The organism is Paenibacillus sp. JT22N1 (genome assembly GCF_059692155.1).
Genome location: NZ_JCAUAW010000013.1, coordinates 137,639 through 152,834, shown reverse-complemented (window position 1 = coordinate 152,834; position 15,196 = coordinate 137,639). Strand labels below are relative to the sequence as shown.

Annotated in this window: 18 protein-coding genes; 2 read left to right on the top strand and 16 right to left on the bottom strand. The window is 43.0% G+C overall.

Annotated features, from left to right (window positions below; genetic code table 11):
* Positions 1-138: 138 nt before the first annotated feature.
* The 16 genes from AC58UU_RS24430 to AC58UU_RS24355 form a co-directional block, all read right to left on the bottom strand.
* On the bottom strand, positions 139-1,290 hold the full coding sequence (locus AC58UU_RS24430) for a serine hydrolase domain-containing protein (RefSeq protein ID WP_497319543.1): 1,152 nt from the start codon (positions 1,288-1,290) through the stop codon (positions 139-141).
* A 313-nt stretch (positions 1,291-1,603) separates the two neighbouring features.
* Positions 1,604-2,014: a hypothetical protein gene (locus AC58UU_RS24425; RefSeq protein ID WP_497319541.1), complete on the bottom strand. Its 411-nt coding sequence runs from the start codon at positions 2,012-2,014 to the stop codon at positions 1,604-1,606.
* A 97-nt stretch (positions 2,015-2,111) separates the two neighbouring features.
* The gene (locus AC58UU_RS24420) at positions 2,112-2,555 is read right to left on the bottom strand and encodes a DUF3888 domain-containing protein (protein ID WP_497319540.1); all 444 of its coding nucleotides are present in this window, start codon (positions 2,553-2,555) and stop codon (positions 2,112-2,114) included.
* Positions 2,556-2,698: 143 nt separating this feature from the next.
* A complete protein-coding gene (locus AC58UU_RS24415; protein WP_497319539.1) occupies positions 2,699-3,376 on the bottom strand; it encodes a hypothetical protein in 678 nt (225 codons plus the stop codon).
* A 321-nt stretch (positions 3,377-3,697) separates the two neighbouring features.
* Entirely contained in the window at positions 3,698-4,603 is a 906-nt protein-coding gene (locus AC58UU_RS24410) for a dienelactone hydrolase family protein (protein WP_497319537.1), read from the bottom strand.
* Between the two features lie 15 nt (positions 4,604-4,618).
* Positions 4,619-5,698 carry a Gfo/Idh/MocA family protein gene (locus tag AC58UU_RS24405; RefSeq protein WP_497319536.1) on the bottom strand — a complete coding sequence of 360 codons (1,080 nt, stop codon included), beginning with the start codon at positions 5,696-5,698 and terminating at the stop codon, positions 4,619-4,621.
* A 27-nt stretch (positions 5,699-5,725) separates the two neighbouring features.
* A complete protein-coding gene (locus AC58UU_RS24400) occupies positions 5,726-6,631 on the bottom strand; it encodes an AraC family transcriptional regulator (protein WP_497319535.1) in 906 nt (301 codons plus the stop codon).
* 25 nt (positions 6,632-6,656) lie between these two features.
* The gene (locus AC58UU_RS24395; protein ID WP_497319534.1) at positions 6,657-7,508 is read right to left on the bottom strand and encodes a sugar phosphate isomerase/epimerase family protein; all 852 of its coding nucleotides are present in this window, start codon (positions 7,506-7,508) and stop codon (positions 6,657-6,659) included.
* Complete coding sequence (locus AC58UU_RS24390; RefSeq protein ID WP_497319532.1) at positions 7,508-8,686, bottom strand: N-acetylglucosamine-6-phosphate deacetylase; 1,179 nt, start codon at positions 8,684-8,686, stop codon at positions 7,508-7,510. Before AC58UU_RS24390 ends, AC58UU_RS24395 begins: the two co-directional genes overlap by 1 nt.
* Positions 8,676-9,446 (bottom strand): glucosamine-6-phosphate deaminase, encoded by a 771-nt coding sequence (locus AC58UU_RS24385; RefSeq protein WP_497319531.1) that lies wholly within the window; start codon positions 9,444-9,446, stop codon positions 8,676-8,678. Before AC58UU_RS24385 ends, AC58UU_RS24390 begins: the two co-directional genes overlap by 11 nt.
* 60 nt (positions 9,447-9,506) lie before the next feature.
* Positions 9,507-10,526 (bottom strand): Gfo/Idh/MocA family protein, encoded by a 1,020-nt coding sequence (locus AC58UU_RS24380; protein ID WP_497319530.1) that lies wholly within the window; start codon positions 10,524-10,526, stop codon positions 9,507-9,509.
* Positions 10,527-10,530: 4 nt separating this feature from the next.
* The gene (locus AC58UU_RS24375) at positions 10,531-11,382 is read right to left on the bottom strand and encodes a sugar phosphate isomerase/epimerase family protein (protein WP_497319528.1); all 852 of its coding nucleotides are present in this window, start codon (positions 11,380-11,382) and stop codon (positions 10,531-10,533) included.
* 222 nt (positions 11,383-11,604) lie between these two features.
* Positions 11,605-12,258: a M48 family metallopeptidase gene (locus AC58UU_RS24370; RefSeq protein WP_497319731.1), complete on the bottom strand. Its 654-nt coding sequence runs from the start codon at positions 12,256-12,258 to the stop codon at positions 11,605-11,607.
* Positions 12,259-12,435: 177 nt separating this feature from the next.
* Positions 12,436-12,972 carry an NADPH-dependent FMN reductase gene (locus tag AC58UU_RS24365; protein ID WP_497319526.1) on the bottom strand — a complete coding sequence of 179 codons (537 nt, stop codon included), beginning with the start codon at positions 12,970-12,972 and terminating at the stop codon, positions 12,436-12,438.
* A gap of 91 nt (positions 12,973-13,063) precedes the next feature.
* Positions 13,064-13,465 (bottom strand): ester cyclase, encoded by a 402-nt coding sequence (locus AC58UU_RS24360; protein ID WP_171688095.1) that lies wholly within the window; start codon positions 13,463-13,465, stop codon positions 13,064-13,066.
* A gap of 24 nt (positions 13,466-13,489) precedes the next feature.
* Entirely contained in the window at positions 13,490-13,837 is a 348-nt protein-coding gene (locus AC58UU_RS24355) for an ester cyclase (protein ID WP_497319524.1), read from the bottom strand.
* Positions 13,838-14,093: 256 nt separating this feature from the next.
* Between AC58UU_RS24355 and AC58UU_RS24350 the strand changes: the two genes are divergently transcribed.
* Both AC58UU_RS24350 and AC58UU_RS24345 read left to right on the top strand, forming a co-directional pair.
* Entirely contained in the window at positions 14,094-14,843 is a 750-nt protein-coding gene (locus tag AC58UU_RS24350; RefSeq protein WP_497319730.1) for an ArsR/SmtB family transcription factor, read from the top strand.
* A gap of 164 nt (positions 14,844-15,007) precedes the next feature.
* Positions 15,008-15,160 carry a hypothetical protein gene (locus AC58UU_RS24345; RefSeq protein WP_171688098.1) on the top strand — a complete coding sequence of 51 codons (153 nt, stop codon included), beginning with the start codon at positions 15,008-15,010 and terminating at the stop codon, positions 15,158-15,160.
* Positions 15,161-15,196: the final 36 nt, after the last annotated feature.

The following is a 15,196-nucleotide window of genomic DNA, read 5'->3' as shown; positions in this document are numbered from 1 at the left end:
CTCCTAATTAGCATTCTGTTCGGTTTCCAAGCGGGATATGGGAAGGGTGGTGCTTCCTACGACCGCCAGAAGCTAGAACACTAATGATGTAATATATTCTAACATCGAATTAACATGTTGTAAATAACGAATCACTTACTAGACGAAAGTGGCATGCAATAATCGAGCAAGTTCTTCTTCTGCCTCAAAATAAACGCCCTGTTCTTTTCTTTGGATAAGGCCGTTCATAAGCAGAATGAAGCCCCATTTTTCCTGTTTATGAAAATACATATCGCTAAGCAGTCCATAAGCATCACCGGAATGTCCAATAAGTCTGTGCCCCGGGATCAGATCGTCTGTAATCAGAAACTGGAGCCCGCAATTACGGAAGAAGCCATCTTGCCTATGCCCCGACCAATGAGGGAAGTGCATGAGATCCACCGTTTCTCGCTTCAAAATTTGAACATCGTTCAATTTACCCGCGTTCGTATGCGCTTCCAAAAAGCGCGTCAAGTCATCTACATTTGTACGCAGTCCGCCTTGAGGGCTGAAAAGCGCTCCGTTGGTGCCCGGAACATATCCGCTGTAATCGATTGCGTCCGGTTTTCTTCCACGAAAATCGTCCGTTCCTACAATAAATTGATCATCGACTTCGGAATATTCATACAGTACAGCAACGGATTCCATATCCTTCAGATCGCCGATATGAAAACTCGTCTCGTTCATTTGAAGCGGTTCGAACAGATGCCACTTGCAATATTCGTCAAAACGTTCATTCGAAAGCCGTTCCACGACAGTTGCTAGAATGACGGCACCTAGATTTGAGTATTCAAAGCAATCCTGATCCCCGGGCTTCCCTTCTCCCCAGAGGTTGTCCGTGTAATAAGTCCCGTCTGGCAGCAAAATATCCGCAAGACGTTTTTGGGGCGGGTTCTCACTTCGTGAATCAACGACAAATCGAACATATTCATCTTGCAGCCCCGAAGTATGGGTCATGATGTGTTTGAGCGTTATCGGGTTATCTGGATACTTTGGATTACGCACTGGAAACCCGAGTAGGTCTCCTACATCCTGATCGATACCGCATAAGCCCTTCTCGACAAGCTGCATAATCGCTGATGCGACCACTGTCTTCGAAATTGAAGCAATCCTGAAAATGGTTTGAGTTGAAACGGGGATGCGCCTTTCCACATTCGCCCATCCATACCCTCCACTCCATATCTTACGCCCTTCGTAAATCATCGAGGCTTCTAGACCAACGATCCGATGCTTGTCCATAATCTGTTGGATCCGTTCATCCAAAGATTTCAAGGCGATCCTCCTTTGTCCTTTTTTGGCAAAAGAATTTATCGATATATTTACATTATAATAAAGTCTATTCCTGCTGTGTAGCATTTTTTTTGTTAGGAAAACATGGGCTTAGTGTGCAATACACAAAAACAGTCAAATCTCGACTGCTGCCGATGGTTTGACTGTTTTCTTAGGTTTATGTTAGCAATACCTTTATTTATCCATATTAATTATTATTGTCATTAAATTGTTTCATATTCAGGCTTAATAGCTGATTATGCATCAAAAGTCACTAAAATAAAAGTAATAATCGAGATTAATTTTCTCAGCTTGTTTACTTCAATTTTGCACTCCAAGGCATATCAACTTCACCAAATCCATCTGCACCTTTAATCTGTTCCTGTTTTGCAAGTCCGATTTGATTGGCGTAGTAATCCAACATACCAAAAACAGTAAAACGATGAAATGCAGCATCGAAGGATGGTTCATTGCGAACATCAGGTCTAATCCTTCTAAGAGTGATTACAGCCGTGCCTTCTCCATCTCCATTCTCGGTTACAGGCACATTAAACTTAATGAACTCATTAAATCCATCTGCCACAGTAATAACAGTCACTACACCCATTTTCTTTATTTGAAAACGCGGATCAATTGGCGTATTTATTTTGACACTCCACTCTCCTTTTTTGTCTGTTAACCCATTTGCAACAATGATACCGTTACTGTCAATCACGAGCGTAATCATTTGAAGAAAACAGAAGAATAAGAGTTAGCATAATACTCCTAATACACCGATAAATCAATTTCATCACCTTTTCCCAAATCGTTATTTCTGTAATGCTTTATTTTAAGAGGTCTTGATAATTAGGTGGAAAGTCTTTTTTGTTGGGTCCCTTCAAATGTTCAAATTTCACGAGTTTAACATCTACTCCGGATATCACTTCAAACGTAAAGAGATCCTCGCCAACAGCAATATGAGGTCCCACAGTAGGAGTTGCTTCAAGTGCAATCTGAAATTCAAACCCTCGAAACCCATTTAATCGATCTATATGTTTAACATCAATAAAATAAGGATATAAATCAGGTGCAACTTTTAAATCCTTGGAATATACATCAGTGAGTTTGTCATTCATATATGGTAATAAAAACAGTACAAGCATATCTTGAAATTTCAATTCCCTAGAATCTTTTTCGGGCTTTTTACTTGCTGCAGCAACACTAGAAATTTGCCATGTAACTAATGATGCTATGATTAGAACACAAACAATGACCCATTTGTTTCTCATCGATAATCCCCCTTTGTTAAACTACATTGATAAGTTTTCCAAAAGGAATGATATTCATCACATTAACCTGTCCTTTATCACAAAAAAAGCAGGTCGCCGCGACGCCTGCTTCATTAGCGTTTTATATTAGTAAACGTTACTCATTAGATATTAGCATTAAACCCAACCCGAACGACCATCGCCCACTGCGCGCTTTGAAGAGTCTCAGCAATTGAAGAGTAAGATAACATCTGTTGCTTATCAGTACCCTGCAACCCCCAAACTATCGTACTTTCATCAAGCGGGACTTTTTCCTTCTGTTGCAATCTCATCTCCCCTGTCATGTTGAGCCCAGCTGGTTTGTCAACTCTGACGGCCGTACTGGCGTAACCACTTTCGGAAACAAATGCATAAACCAGTTCGCTATATACAGTTCCACTCGGATCATGACGGTCCTGAAACGAATATACGAAATCTCCGTCATATTGATAATTACCCTGATTGTTTTTTCCCTGAAAGGTCGTTCCCATACCACTCGATATATTTGTTTTCACGCCGTCCTTCCAGTATTCAATGTTGACTTCTACCGTTTGATAAGGACCTTCGTAATGAAGTGCAACTGCCCCTGACATCAGGCCGAGTAAAGGCTTCAGTTTCTTGTTTTCATTTCCGTCAAATAACGATTCTGGAGAGGCTAACCATGTCGAAGCGTCTGTTTTGTTATCTATTGATATCGCAAAGTCCTTAACTTTACGGTTTACAGCATCATGTACAACGGCCAAAGAGATCGTGCCCGCAATGACAATTAATGCAAGTATTCCTGTAAACTTATTTGCTCCCATATATTCCCCTCCCATTCCATTAACCTTTCAACATAATACCATAATTTGTAATATTAATGTGATGTTACTACCTCCGGATCACACATTATTCATGTAAGCGTTTACACTTTAAAAATGGGAGGAATTATTAATGAATTTAACGTAGCTTCTGGCAGTGGAAAGGTGCACGATAACACCCGCTCCGATGGCTCTTCAAGTCTGTACAACGGAAATTACACAATCTATTAATCATTATTAGCAAAACAAAAGAAGCTCAGTTGTTCATATACACTGGGCTTCCCATGTTTCGTATAGGATTTACTTCCCCTATATTGTTGTTCTCTATAACCATTTTCGCAAAAAAGAAATACTTGCTTTGCGCATTTCTTCCGTTTCTATATGTCCTACATCGTATCTTAATAATTTCCACGCATCTGTAGCATTATGATCTAGGTATACTTTCTTCAGTTCGTTATCAATTTTGGTCAATCCTACGTATGGAGTCAATTTATCAAGATTGCCTGCTAAGCTCAAATGAGGACGAGGAGCGATCAATGCATTAATTTGTGCTGTTGTAAAATGGTTTAAAAGATCAGGTACATAATAATATACGCCATGTCTATCTAAACCACGTTCGTCTAATAATGCCTCATAATCCGTCAGGCAGCATATATCGATGGTTACTTTAATTCGTGTATCCAAAGCGGCTAACCACCAGGCCATTGTACTTCCCATGGACATGCCCAATGTGCCGATTCGTTTAGGATCTACATCAGGCCGTGATACGAGATAGTCTAATGCACGTAAGCTGTCGTAAACCATCATTCCCCACATGTTTTGACCCTTCCAAAGCATTTCCTTAAACGTCTCTGATTCGGTTCGATCGCTTCTCTCTCCGAAAGCCCAACAGTCAATGCACAGAACTGAGAACCCTTGTTGCGTAAGAGTTTCACCATAGGATGGCTTTTGCATATAGGGAGCGGGCGTTAATAATTCATCCTTCCCGACAGTGTAGAATCCGCCATGGGAATGGTTATAAAGAATCGTTGGTGCTTTTGTGCCACCAATCTTGGAACGCAGAAAATAGGCGGGAACGGCTTGAATCCCATTGAGCTCTAGCAGCAGTTTTTCCAATGTATAATGCTCATGTTCTTGCTCGAGTACCTTGGTAACCTGAATAGGTTCCAAGTTGGTCGGCAATTTACCGAGCAGCCCATATAATTGTTCTCTACGTTTTTGGTTATTCATTGTTTACCGCATCCCCTAAACGTGATAGATATGCGGATTTTGACGGCGGCATTCTTCCATTACCCACATCTGCTGCCGTACTTGCTGCGGTGTGATTTCCAATGCAGCGCCATCACATAAAGTACGATAAAGCATCAAATACAATTTCTCCGTCATATGCTCAAACGCCGACTTGCACTCTGGGATCGATACATCCCAGCTTTCGGAGTTCCAAGTTAATGTCTCTCTACAGTAAGCTGGCATTCCATCGCTGTCGAATAGCGGTTCTTTCGTTAATTGTTGATCCGGCGCTTCCTCCGGTTTGAAATATTTCCATTCAAGTTGCCCTGCAGTTCCGTGGAGACCGCCATTCGTACCTTGAATATTAAATTGTTCATGAGGGAAAGCAGAGCACGATGAGATTTCAAGATCAATAGTCGGATGGCCTTGTTTTCTAAGTATTAGCTTCACATAATCTTCCGCATCTCCAAATGTATTCGTGCGATCCATGATACACATTACTTGAGGTAATACATCAGTTCCGAACAATTGCAGCGCTTGATCCAACGGATGCGGTCCTGTGTTCATTAGGTTACCGCCATTGTTGCTTTGCAGCGTTTGCCAATCCCAACGACGAGCGAAGCCGTTCAAGGAGAAATCAATCTGGACGATACGGCCTAGTACGCCGGAATTAATTACTTTTTGAATCTGGACAAATGCAGGCTGATAACGGGATTGCTGAAATACTGCCAATATTTTACCAGATTGTTCCGAAGCTTCAATCAGTTGATCCACTTCTTCCACGGATTTCGCTAGCGGTTTTTCACAAAGCACATGAATCCCCTTATTTAACAACGCCAGCGTGATAGGGAAATGCAAATGGCTTGGGGAAGCGTTGACGACTAAATCCAGCTCCTCATTTTCAACCATTTCTTCCCAGGTAGCATAGGCTTTGCAACCATACTCCTGCTCCGCACGTTTCTGACGTTCTGGAATCGAATCGGCTACTGCGACAATCGTATAATAATCCTTAATTTGTACGAGCAGATTGCCATGAATGTCGCGACCACTGCGGCCTTGTCCGATAATACCTACTCTCAATACCTTTTGACTCATAAATGGTACACCTCTTTCTTTGTCAATTTACAGATTACTGCCGAATGTTTTTTTATATTCCGTAGGTGTGATTCCGCAACGTTTCTTGAAGGTTCGGATAAAATGGCTCAAATGATGAAATCCGACCTGAAATCCGATCTGTGTAATCGTGTGCGTATCGCGCCGGATGAGCTCCATCGCCCTCTCGATTCGTACCTCAGTTACGAAATCTACAAACGTTTGTCCCGTTTCTTTTTTGAACTGATGGCTGAAATAAGCTGGCGCCATATTCGCTATGAATGCCCCATGCTCCATGGGAATATCTTGACTGAAGTTATCATAAATGTATCGTTTCACATCATCAATCGGATGCCGGTCTGCAAGTGCTGGTTGTTTGGCAGGCTTCCGCTTCGCCTTTCGGTATTCACGGTCGATTAAGATCAGCAGCTTGGCTAAGTTAAGCAGGATCGAGTGTTCGAATCCGACTTCACGATGCTCGTATTCATCTTGAATATCCTGAAGGAGCTGCTCGACGAAAACCTGCTTGCTCTTCCCGAAATGAAGCCAAGATTGGTGTATGAAAGGAATCTTGTAGTCCTCATCGGAATGCTGAAGTAAAGGATTTAGCGTATCGGAAAAGGGCTTTAATTGCTCCTGTACTAGATTAGGGATAAAATCGACAAGCACCACTTCGAATTCTTTATCCTCGATCGCACTCAGACTATGCCCTATATTGGGAGCAATGATGAAAATATCGCCTCTGCTTACTGTAAGCGACTTACCGCGTAATTGATGATTACACACCCCGCGAAGGACATAAGCGATCTGAACATAATCGTGACTATGCATGGGCTGCTTCAGCAGACTGCTGGAGTAACGCAAGATTTTAAAAGGAAACGCTTTATTAAGCTGATCCTTGCTTTGATAAAAGGGTATTTCCCCTTCCATCCCCATATCACTACCACCTACTATCATTTCATTATGATGAACTCATCAGCTTCTTCACGAATTGAAAATCGTGTACCAATCGTTCATAAGCGGGAAACGGTGCATGGCATTCCAAAGTAACCCAACCTGCATAGCCGGTTTCGAGAAGAGCCTCAAACAGCGGCTTATGATCAGCCCCTCCCTCACCTAGACGGCATTGAAGGAACATCTCTTCACCACGGTGGGTGACATTAGTAAAGGTGCCTGGAGCGCCAACTTCACTGACACGCAGCTCATCTTTGACATGCACATGAAATAAATGCTTGCCCAATTTCAAGACGGAGTCGCGGCCATAGTCGGTGTCAGTTATATACATATTTCCCGCATCATGTATCATGCCAATATTATCGTAAGCGATAAGGTCAAGTAGACGCAAGCTGCTATCTACGGTTTCAATGAGTGATTGATTATGAATTTCCATAATAATATCGACTTGATGTGCCTTCGCTTCTTCCGCACAACGATTGAGCCAGTAAGCCGCCTTAACGTAGTGGTAATCTTGTGCCATAAAGGCATTCGGACCACCTGGTGAAACACGAACCATCGAGGCACCCAGCTGATCTGCAATGTCAAGGAGCCTTTGAAACTCGTCGAACGTCTGTTGGCATTCTTTATCGCTTGCCGTAGAAAATCCACCTGTATAGGAGGCCAAAACAGGAATCTCGAGATTCAAGCTTTCTGACAATGCTTTAATCTCATTGATCCGGGGTTGACTGATCGATGAGGATAGATGGTGCTCGCGGACAGCGATTTCAATGCCATCCATGCCTAATCGTTTAGTGAGCAGCATCGCCTCTTGAATGCTATGCTCCATAAATACGCCACTAAATGCCGCGAACTTCATTATATTTCCTCCCTTAAGAAGACTTGTTTGCCCGACTTAAACGTACGTTCCAAACGAATTCGGCTTCCTTCTCTACGAAACAGAACCAAATCGGCCGGAGCTCCAGGAGCCAGGCCTGCAGCAGAAGGCAGCTTCATAAATCTGGACGCTCTTACTGAAGCCATGTCCCAAGCTACCGCTAATTCGGCTAGATTCCGATTCGTTACATGCTCAATGCCCCTGAGCAGCATTTGCGCCGATCCAGCTAAGAGGTGCTCGTTATCAGCTAGATGCAGCTTACCTTCCGACGTTAAAACGACGGAACCACCAATGTGCGATGAGTAAGTACCCGCCGGCAGTCCACTTAGTGAAACCGCATCACTTACCAGCATGGCTTGAGCACCTTTCATTTTAAACACAACCTTCAGTACTTGATCGGGCAAGTGAAAGCCATCAGCGATCACACAGCTCCACAACCGATCCTGGGCTAATTGCTCCCAGATATAATTAGGATGGCGCGGCATCATCAGGTGAGCACCATTGCCAAGATGAGTTGACATCCGGGCACCTGCTTCCACCGCTTCAGCTATTTGTTCCGGTGTCGCAGATGTATGCCCGATCGAAACCGTTACGCCGTTTTCCGTACATTTAGCAATAAATTGAGCGCTGTTTGGCCACTCTGGTGACAGAGTGATAATCCGAATTCGTCCACCGGATGCTTCCTGCCAACGGTTAAACAACTCCCAATCCGGCGGTCTTACATAATCACAATTGTGTGCTCCGCGAGCGCCGTCATTCGGCGAAATGAACGGACCTTCCAGATGAATTCCGGCAATGCCATGATCTGCAACAGGATCCTGCTGGCATGCCAACGCTATCGATTCCAAAGCTTCTTGAATCGCTTGATCACTATTTGTTATGACCGTCGGAAAGCAGGAAGTCACCCCTTCCTGCCAGAGCTTGCGAATCAATTCACCAACCATCTTGTCAGGATACGGCACTTGATTAAAATCATGACCTGCATAACCATTAATCTGTAGATCGACTAGTCCTGGAGCGACAATCTCCAGCTCTGACGTTTCTGGGTTCTCCGATCTGGCGGGCTCTATGCTCCGGATAACCCCTTGCTCCATGCAGATCGAGACAGGCTCACCTGTTGCATAATGAATGGCCTTCAAGTTCATATCTTTAATTCCCATAAGAATCCCTATCAACAAAAAGGGTACAATCCGGATGTTTCCGCAATATCGTTGACGGACATTCGGTTGAGATTGATCCATTAAGCGTACGCTCGACCGCCTTGCGTTTCGTAGGTCCGGGAACAACGCAGAACAAATGGGAGCCTGAGAGCAAGGCCGGGATAGTCAACGTTAGCGCATGGGTGGGGACATCCTCGAATGAAGGGAAACAACCGTCATTCACTTGCTGCTGCCGGCAAGCGTCATCCAGTTCAACAACTTTGATAACCTGCGGATCGTTAAAATCGGCAACTGGTGGATCGTTGAAAGCGATATGCCCGTTCTCACCGATTCCGAGACAAACGATATCGATAGGAGCCTGCAGCAGCAGTTCTCCGTAACGGCGGCATTCTTCTTCGCTCTCATTTGAGCTGTCAATCAGATGCACAGAACCCGGCTTTACTTGATCAAACAGACGCTCACTCAAAAAACGGCTGAACTTTTGCTCCGCATTTAATGGCAGACCGTTATATTCATCCATATGAAAGGCTGTAATTCGGGACCAGTCAATGGATTCATCCCCTGATAAATATTTCAAAACCTCATTTTGTGAAGGTGCTGCTGCAAATATGATTCGAATGCTGTGTTTTACGGATAGCAATTGCTTGATCCTTGCGGCAACTTCCGCGCCTGCGGCAGCCCCTAGAGTACGACGGTCGTTATATACGTTAACCTTTAAGGAATCAACCGTTTGTTTAAAGACGATTGGTAATTCATTCATATTTCCATACTCCTCCCGATCATCCGAATGGCTATGCGAAAGAGATCAATCTAGATGCCATTATTCCATATGGAGCTGAACACCTTTGGCCGAACTTTCATAGATGGCTTCAACCAATTGCACGGCTCGTAATCCGTCCTCGCCAGAAACGAGGGGTTCTATGCCGCTTTCGATAGATGCTATCACATCAATAAACTGGCTTTGATGAAAATCGGAAACAATACTGCGAGGATCAGACACCCCTCCGTAAGTTCTCGCTTGCGTCCAGTTGGGCTCACTTCTGCCTGGCACTGTCCAGTGCAGGATGGAAGAACCTTCCAACTTGATTGTGCCTTTTTCCCCATAGAGATTGATTGTTGCCGGGAACCCAGGTTGAATGTTGGTTGAAGCCATAATCGTACCGAAAGCGCCGTTTTTAAATTGCAGAATCGCCAACCCCAAATCTTCCACTTCTATTTGATGTGTTTGAGTGGCTATTTTACCAAAGACCGTATGAATCTCTCCGGCAAACCAAAGCAACAGATCCAAAATGTGTATACCTTGATTCATAAGAACGCCACCATCCTCGGCAATCGTCCCCCGCCATTCGGCTTCGTCGTAATACGCTTGTGTCCTAGAAAATGACAGTGATGCCTCCACGAGCAGAAGTCTTCCAAGCACTCCTTCATCTAATACACGTTTGACTGCTTGATGCTGAGCTTCAAAGCGCCGTTGAGAGATAACGGACAGTGTAACTCCACGTTCTTTTGCCGTACGTACAAGTTCAGCAGCATCATGCGTGTTCATCGCGATCGGTTTTTCCAAAACTAGATGCTTTCCAGCGTTCAAAACGTCTAGCCCAATGCGAGCATGACTTCCGCTTGAAGTCGTCACACAGACGATATCTACATCCGGACTATGGATCAACTCTTGATAGTCGGTCGTCCAGGCGCAATTCTCCTGCTTCGCAATCGCTTTCACTCTTGCTTCTTTACGGCTGGAAACAAAGGTTAAGCTTGCGTCCTCTATCTCGCGGATTGCCTCGATATGAAAGTCAGCGACGGATCCACATCCAATAATGCCAAATCTCCACTTTGTCATAGTGCTATACCTCACTTAGAAGCGCACGCAGCGCATCGAGTGTCATACGAGTACCCGTCATCTGACTTCCACCCTCAGGAATGAAATGCGTTTCGATGGTGAAGAGTCCATCATATCCGTCTGCTAACAATGTTTTGAGATGTGGAATCACTGGTACGCTGCCTGAGCCAAGTGGCACACAACGTGCTGTACCGTCTGCGCAGATATATGCATCCTTTAGATGAACATGAGCCAATGTATCCTTCATGAATCCGTAACCTGCCGGAAAAGCTTCACGACCGCCGTATGACTCGTTGCCCGGGTCCCACAATCCCCTTAAAGCGGATGAATCGACACTGCGAACAATGGCAGCAACTTCTTCCGCAAAGCCGCCATTGCAGGAAGGCTCATTCTCAAGCAAAAGCTGCACGCTTTCTCGCTGGGCTTCTTGAGCAGCTTGCCGCAGATGATGGACAACATCTTCCCTATAGAGCTGCGGATCCGCTTCACGCCAAAATGAAAAAATACGAATCCGTGTCGTGCCTAGCAGCTTAGCTAGCTGGATCACGCGTTTCAGCTTGTCAAAGTGCGCATCCACGCTCTCTTCTTTCTGGCCGAATGTGTCTCCTGAGGCAATCGGTCTGCTCGGATCCAACGCACATTTAAACAAGGGAGAAGCAATCGCGGAAATGAATAACCCGCGGGTTTCGACCTGACGCCGGACTTCCATTGCTTGATCGTCATTTAGAGTGACGACATTCAGTCCGTTAATGACACGGACTTCAACATGCTTTAAACCCTGTTCAACTGCCCAATCCAACGCTTCCTCGAAATTAGCTGAAACCTCATCCGTCAAAACTCCCAATCGTTCCAACATCAAAATGTAAATCCCACCATTCCTTTTGTTCTACCCACAGTGCTTTGCCTTCTTGTTTCTTGATTCTTATCATATCAATTAAGTTTTATGAAAAGTTGACGTTTTTTTCGAAGTAAATTTACATTTTTTTAGTTAACACTCCGCTGGAATATTTAAAAATAGAAAAAAGTCAACCGATCATAGACTGGCTGACTTTTCCTGTTATTATTGAGTTCTAGTTTCTCAAAGCGTCATAGCATGCCCATGCCTTGCCAAATACGCTTCCTTTTCTTTATAATCCGGCATAATGCTTCCTACACGTCTCCAAAATGATCGATCATGATTCATATGAAGGAGATGACATAGTTCATGGATGATGACATAATCAATAACTTCAACTGGAGCCATGGCTAACCGATAATTGAAGGTTATTTTTTTATCCGAGCTGCAGCTTCCCCACTTAGTTTTGGACTCATCTACTTCAATCGTTTTGGGTTTTACTTTCAGTTGTGTTTGATAAATTTTGATTCGTTCCCCAATAATCTTCTTACAGCTTGAGAAATAGAACTTTTTAAGATTCATTTTCAATTCTTCTTCATTTAGCTCATTCGTCTCAATTAACTCATGGAGATAATAATATTTCCCAAGATGAAGGAACTTTCCGTTATCTTGATACTCTCTTGTTTTCGGGATTTCTCGAGCTTTCGCAATGAGTTGTAAATTCTCTAAGATCGTTTTCCCATGATGTTGCACAGCACTCATAACCATTTCCCTACTTGTATCATTAGGAGCTTTAACGGTTATGAAACCCATAGAATCGATATGGATCACAATCTTTTTTCTAATTCCATATTGAACATTAAATTCTATCGTATTATTTTCAAAATTTATTTTCATAATCATCATCGTTCCTATAAGGTTATTTATAAATCGTATAAAAGTATCAAATCACTAATCCGTTTATTTTGCAAATCAAAAAAAACGCTTGATCCCTGAGTTAAGGGACCATGCGTTTCTCAAATGGTGACAGTTTAGTTCTCATTTATCCGTAGTAGCAGGATGCTTGTTCTGAACCTACATACGTAGTGTTTGAAGCGCCCCACTCCATGCGATCACTTGATCCAGCATAAGTTTGATATTTCCGAGATGTAATTCTGCTGGCTTAAATGTGCTATAATTCTCAAAATCGGTAAATATAGATAAGGTTGGATGTGCTTTCACGTCAGCAATTAGTAATTCTCCTAATATTCCTCTCAAATGTTCAGCCGCTCGCGCGCCACCCGTTGACCCATAACTAATGATACCCGCAGCTTTGTTATTCCATTCCACACGAGCTGAATCGAGTGCATTTTTTAAAACACCAGTAATGCTGTGATTGTATTCTGGCGTAATAAACACAAAACCATCAAGGCTATTCAATCTTTCAGTCCAACTTTTAATTTGTTCTTCGCTACCCGGTTCACCAAAAAAGGGTAATTTGTAATCTGCGATATCCACGATTTCATAGCTTGCATCTCCGCGTTTATCTGCAATTTCTTTGACCCAATTCCCCACTTGTGGACTCATCCGCCCAGGTCTAGTACTTCCCAATATGATTCCAATTTTCAACATATAAAGAACCTCCTCGATATAAATTCCTATTTTGAGTGTATGATTTGATTCTGCATGTATTCTTATGGGAAAAATTCACTTCAATCGGAAATTAGTTGCCTTGTATTTGGCGCCACATTGTCATCATATCGATCCAACCACGATGTTCGGCAATCTTACCATCTACGACTCGATATTGACGGTAAAGCGTGACATCAATTGAATTACCCGTAGGTGAGTTTCCAAAAAACACCCCTTTATGCGTACCTTTCACAACCATTCTTACGATCACCTTCTCCCCTTGAGCAATGATCTCTTCAACTGTGTAGAGTTTATCAGGAAACGCCTCTAATATTTTTCCAGCAAATTGTTTCAGACCTTCTTTTGATTGATAAGAGTGTTCTTGATAATCGGTTGACAAAAATTGTTCCGTACAATCCATATCACTTTGATTCCAAAAAGCCTCGATAAAAGCTGATACCGTCTCAATATTTTTCTGTTCAATAGTTATCACAATAAAACATCTCCTTTGTTTTGGTTAATTGGCTTTAATTTGAGGCAAAAGTGTCGCTGTATCGAACCATCCACGATGCTCAACAATCTGGCCATCTACTACACGAAATTCACGAAACTGAGTGGCCTTTACGGAATTGCCTGTAGGTGAATTTCCTGCAAACGTACCTTTATGCGTAGCAGTCATAAAGATTCTAGCTATTACCTTTTCTCCTTGGGCAATGACCTCTTCCACTGCGTAGTGTTTATCAGGAAATGCCTCCCCTATTTGTTTAGAAAAGAATTGATCGGTACAATCTAAATCGTTTTGATTCGATAAAGCTTCAATAAACGCGGTTACCGTTTCAATGTTCTTTTGTTCAATCGTTTTCATAATCAAACATCTCCTTTTTTGTGCTTACATGAAATGCTTTGAGACAACAATGGTGTTCAAATTGGCGATTATGTTAAAATAATTAGTCGAGTTAGTTGGGTCTATTTGTCGCCGGCTGACAAACAAACTTGTTTGTGCTAATATGTGACTATACTGTCACCTTTATAATACGTTACCATTTGGTAACATGTCAAGCGCAAAAAAAGCATGCTTGTAAGCATACTGTGAGAAGGAGGCGTTCCAAGTAGATAACGATATATTTAAGGCACTTGCTGATCCCAGCCGTCGCACACTCTTAGACCTGCTTCACGCAACTGATGGGCGAACGTTGAACGATCTTTGTACCCCATTGCAAATGTCAAGATTTGGAGTAATGAAGCATCTTAATATTTTGGAGGAAGCTAACCTCATTACCACCAGAAAAGTTGGCAGGGAAAAGCTGCATTATCTAAATTCAGTGCCCATACGGCAAATATACGACCGATGGGTGAGCAAATACGCCGAACCCTGGGCTATCGAATTAACATCACTTAAAAACGAATTGGAGCGTGAATCAACTATGGAGAACAAACCTCGGCATGTTAACCGAATTGCCATTAAAGCGACACCCGAGCAAGTGTGGCAAGCCATTACAGATCCGGCCAAGACATCAAAGTTTTGGTACAATTGCTCGATCAGGTCCAACTGGGAAATCGGCTCCTCGTTCGAACTATGGAACCCAGAGGAGAAAAAACTAGCAGCTGGGATCATTCTCGAAATGACACCTCCACATAAGTTGGTTATGAGTTGGCAGTTCCCCGCGTTTCCAGACACGGCCTCTGAGAGCCCTTCACGTATTACGTGGGAAATCGATTCTCATTCCGAGTTAGTCGGTGTGACCCTGGTAACAGTCGTGCATGATGAATTTGAACAAGCAGCAAACACCGCAAAAATTCTTGAAATGGGTCTACCGATAGTACTTTCGGGAATGAAGACATTGCTTGAAACCGGGTCAACACTCACCTAGTGATTGATAATAGTAAACAGGAAAACGACGCCTCTTTATAGGAGCGTCGCTTTTATTTGTCCTTCTGTGAACATTATACAACTTGGTACCTTGATTTAGGCTTACATTACTCGAATAAATTGCTTGATCTTGGAAACTCTAATTCAATGAAAGGAGGTTCAAACATGGTTGAGTACACAAATATTCAAGATAATTCCGAAGAAATAATGAATTGTATTGTTAACTGCGACACCAACACCGAGCAAGATCAGAAAAAAGTAGATAAAAACCTTTTGAACAGTATCCCGAACGAAGAAGAATATATCGATGAACCTTAATTCGCTAACCGCCAAACATGGCGGTTTTATTTTATT

Coding starts and splice junctions, on each gene's coding strand:
- AC58UU_RS24415 (WP_497319539.1), bottom strand. CDS start 3,376: ATGGGAGCAAATAAGTTTACAGGAATACTTGCATTAATTGTCATTGCG.
- AC58UU_RS24420 (WP_497319540.1), bottom strand. CDS start 2,555: ATGAGAAACAAATGGGTCATTGTTTGTGTTCTAATCATAGCATCATTA.
- AC58UU_RS24380 (WP_497319530.1), bottom strand. CDS start 10,526: ATGACAAAGTGGAGATTTGGCATTATTGGATGTGGATCCGTCGCTGAC.
- AC58UU_RS24390 (WP_497319532.1), bottom strand. CDS start 8,686: ATGGGAATTAAAGATATGAACTTGAAGGCCATTCATTATGCAACAGGT.
- AC58UU_RS24375 (WP_497319528.1), bottom strand. CDS start 11,382: ATGTTGGAACGATTGGGAGTTTTGACGGATGAGGTTTCAGCTAATTTC.
- AC58UU_RS24410 (WP_497319537.1), bottom strand. CDS start 4,603: ATGAATAACCAAAAACGTAGAGAACAATTATATGGGCTGCTCGGTAAA.
- AC58UU_RS24355 (WP_497319524.1), bottom strand. CDS start 13,837: ATGAAAACGATTGAACAAAAGAACATTGAAACGGTAACCGCGTTTATT.
- AC58UU_RS24370 (WP_497319731.1), bottom strand. CDS start 12,258: ATGAAAATAAATTTTGAAAATAATACGATAGAATTTAATGTTCAATAT.
- AC58UU_RS24425 (WP_497319541.1), bottom strand. CDS start 2,014: ATGATTACGCTCGTGATTGACAGTAACGGTATCATTGTTGCAAATGGG.
- AC58UU_RS24365 (WP_497319526.1), bottom strand. CDS start 12,972: ATGTTGAAAATTGGAATCATATTGGGAAGTACTAGACCTGGGCGGATG.
- AC58UU_RS24395 (WP_497319534.1), bottom strand. CDS start 7,508: ATGAAGTTCGCGGCATTTAGTGGCGTATTTATGGAGCATAGCATTCAA.
- AC58UU_RS24385 (WP_497319531.1), bottom strand. CDS start 9,446: ATGAATGAATTACCAATCGTCTTTAAACAAACGGTTGATTCCTTAAAG.
- AC58UU_RS24405 (WP_497319536.1), bottom strand. CDS start 5,698: ATGAGTCAAAAGGTATTGAGAGTAGGTATTATCGGACAAGGCCGCAGT.
- AC58UU_RS24345 (WP_171688098.1), top strand. CDS start 15,008: ATGGTTGAGTACACAAATATTCAAGATAATTCCGAAGAAATAATGAAT.
- AC58UU_RS24400 (WP_497319535.1), bottom strand. CDS start 6,631: ATGGGGATGGAAGGGGAAATACCCTTTTATCAAAGCAAGGATCAGCTT.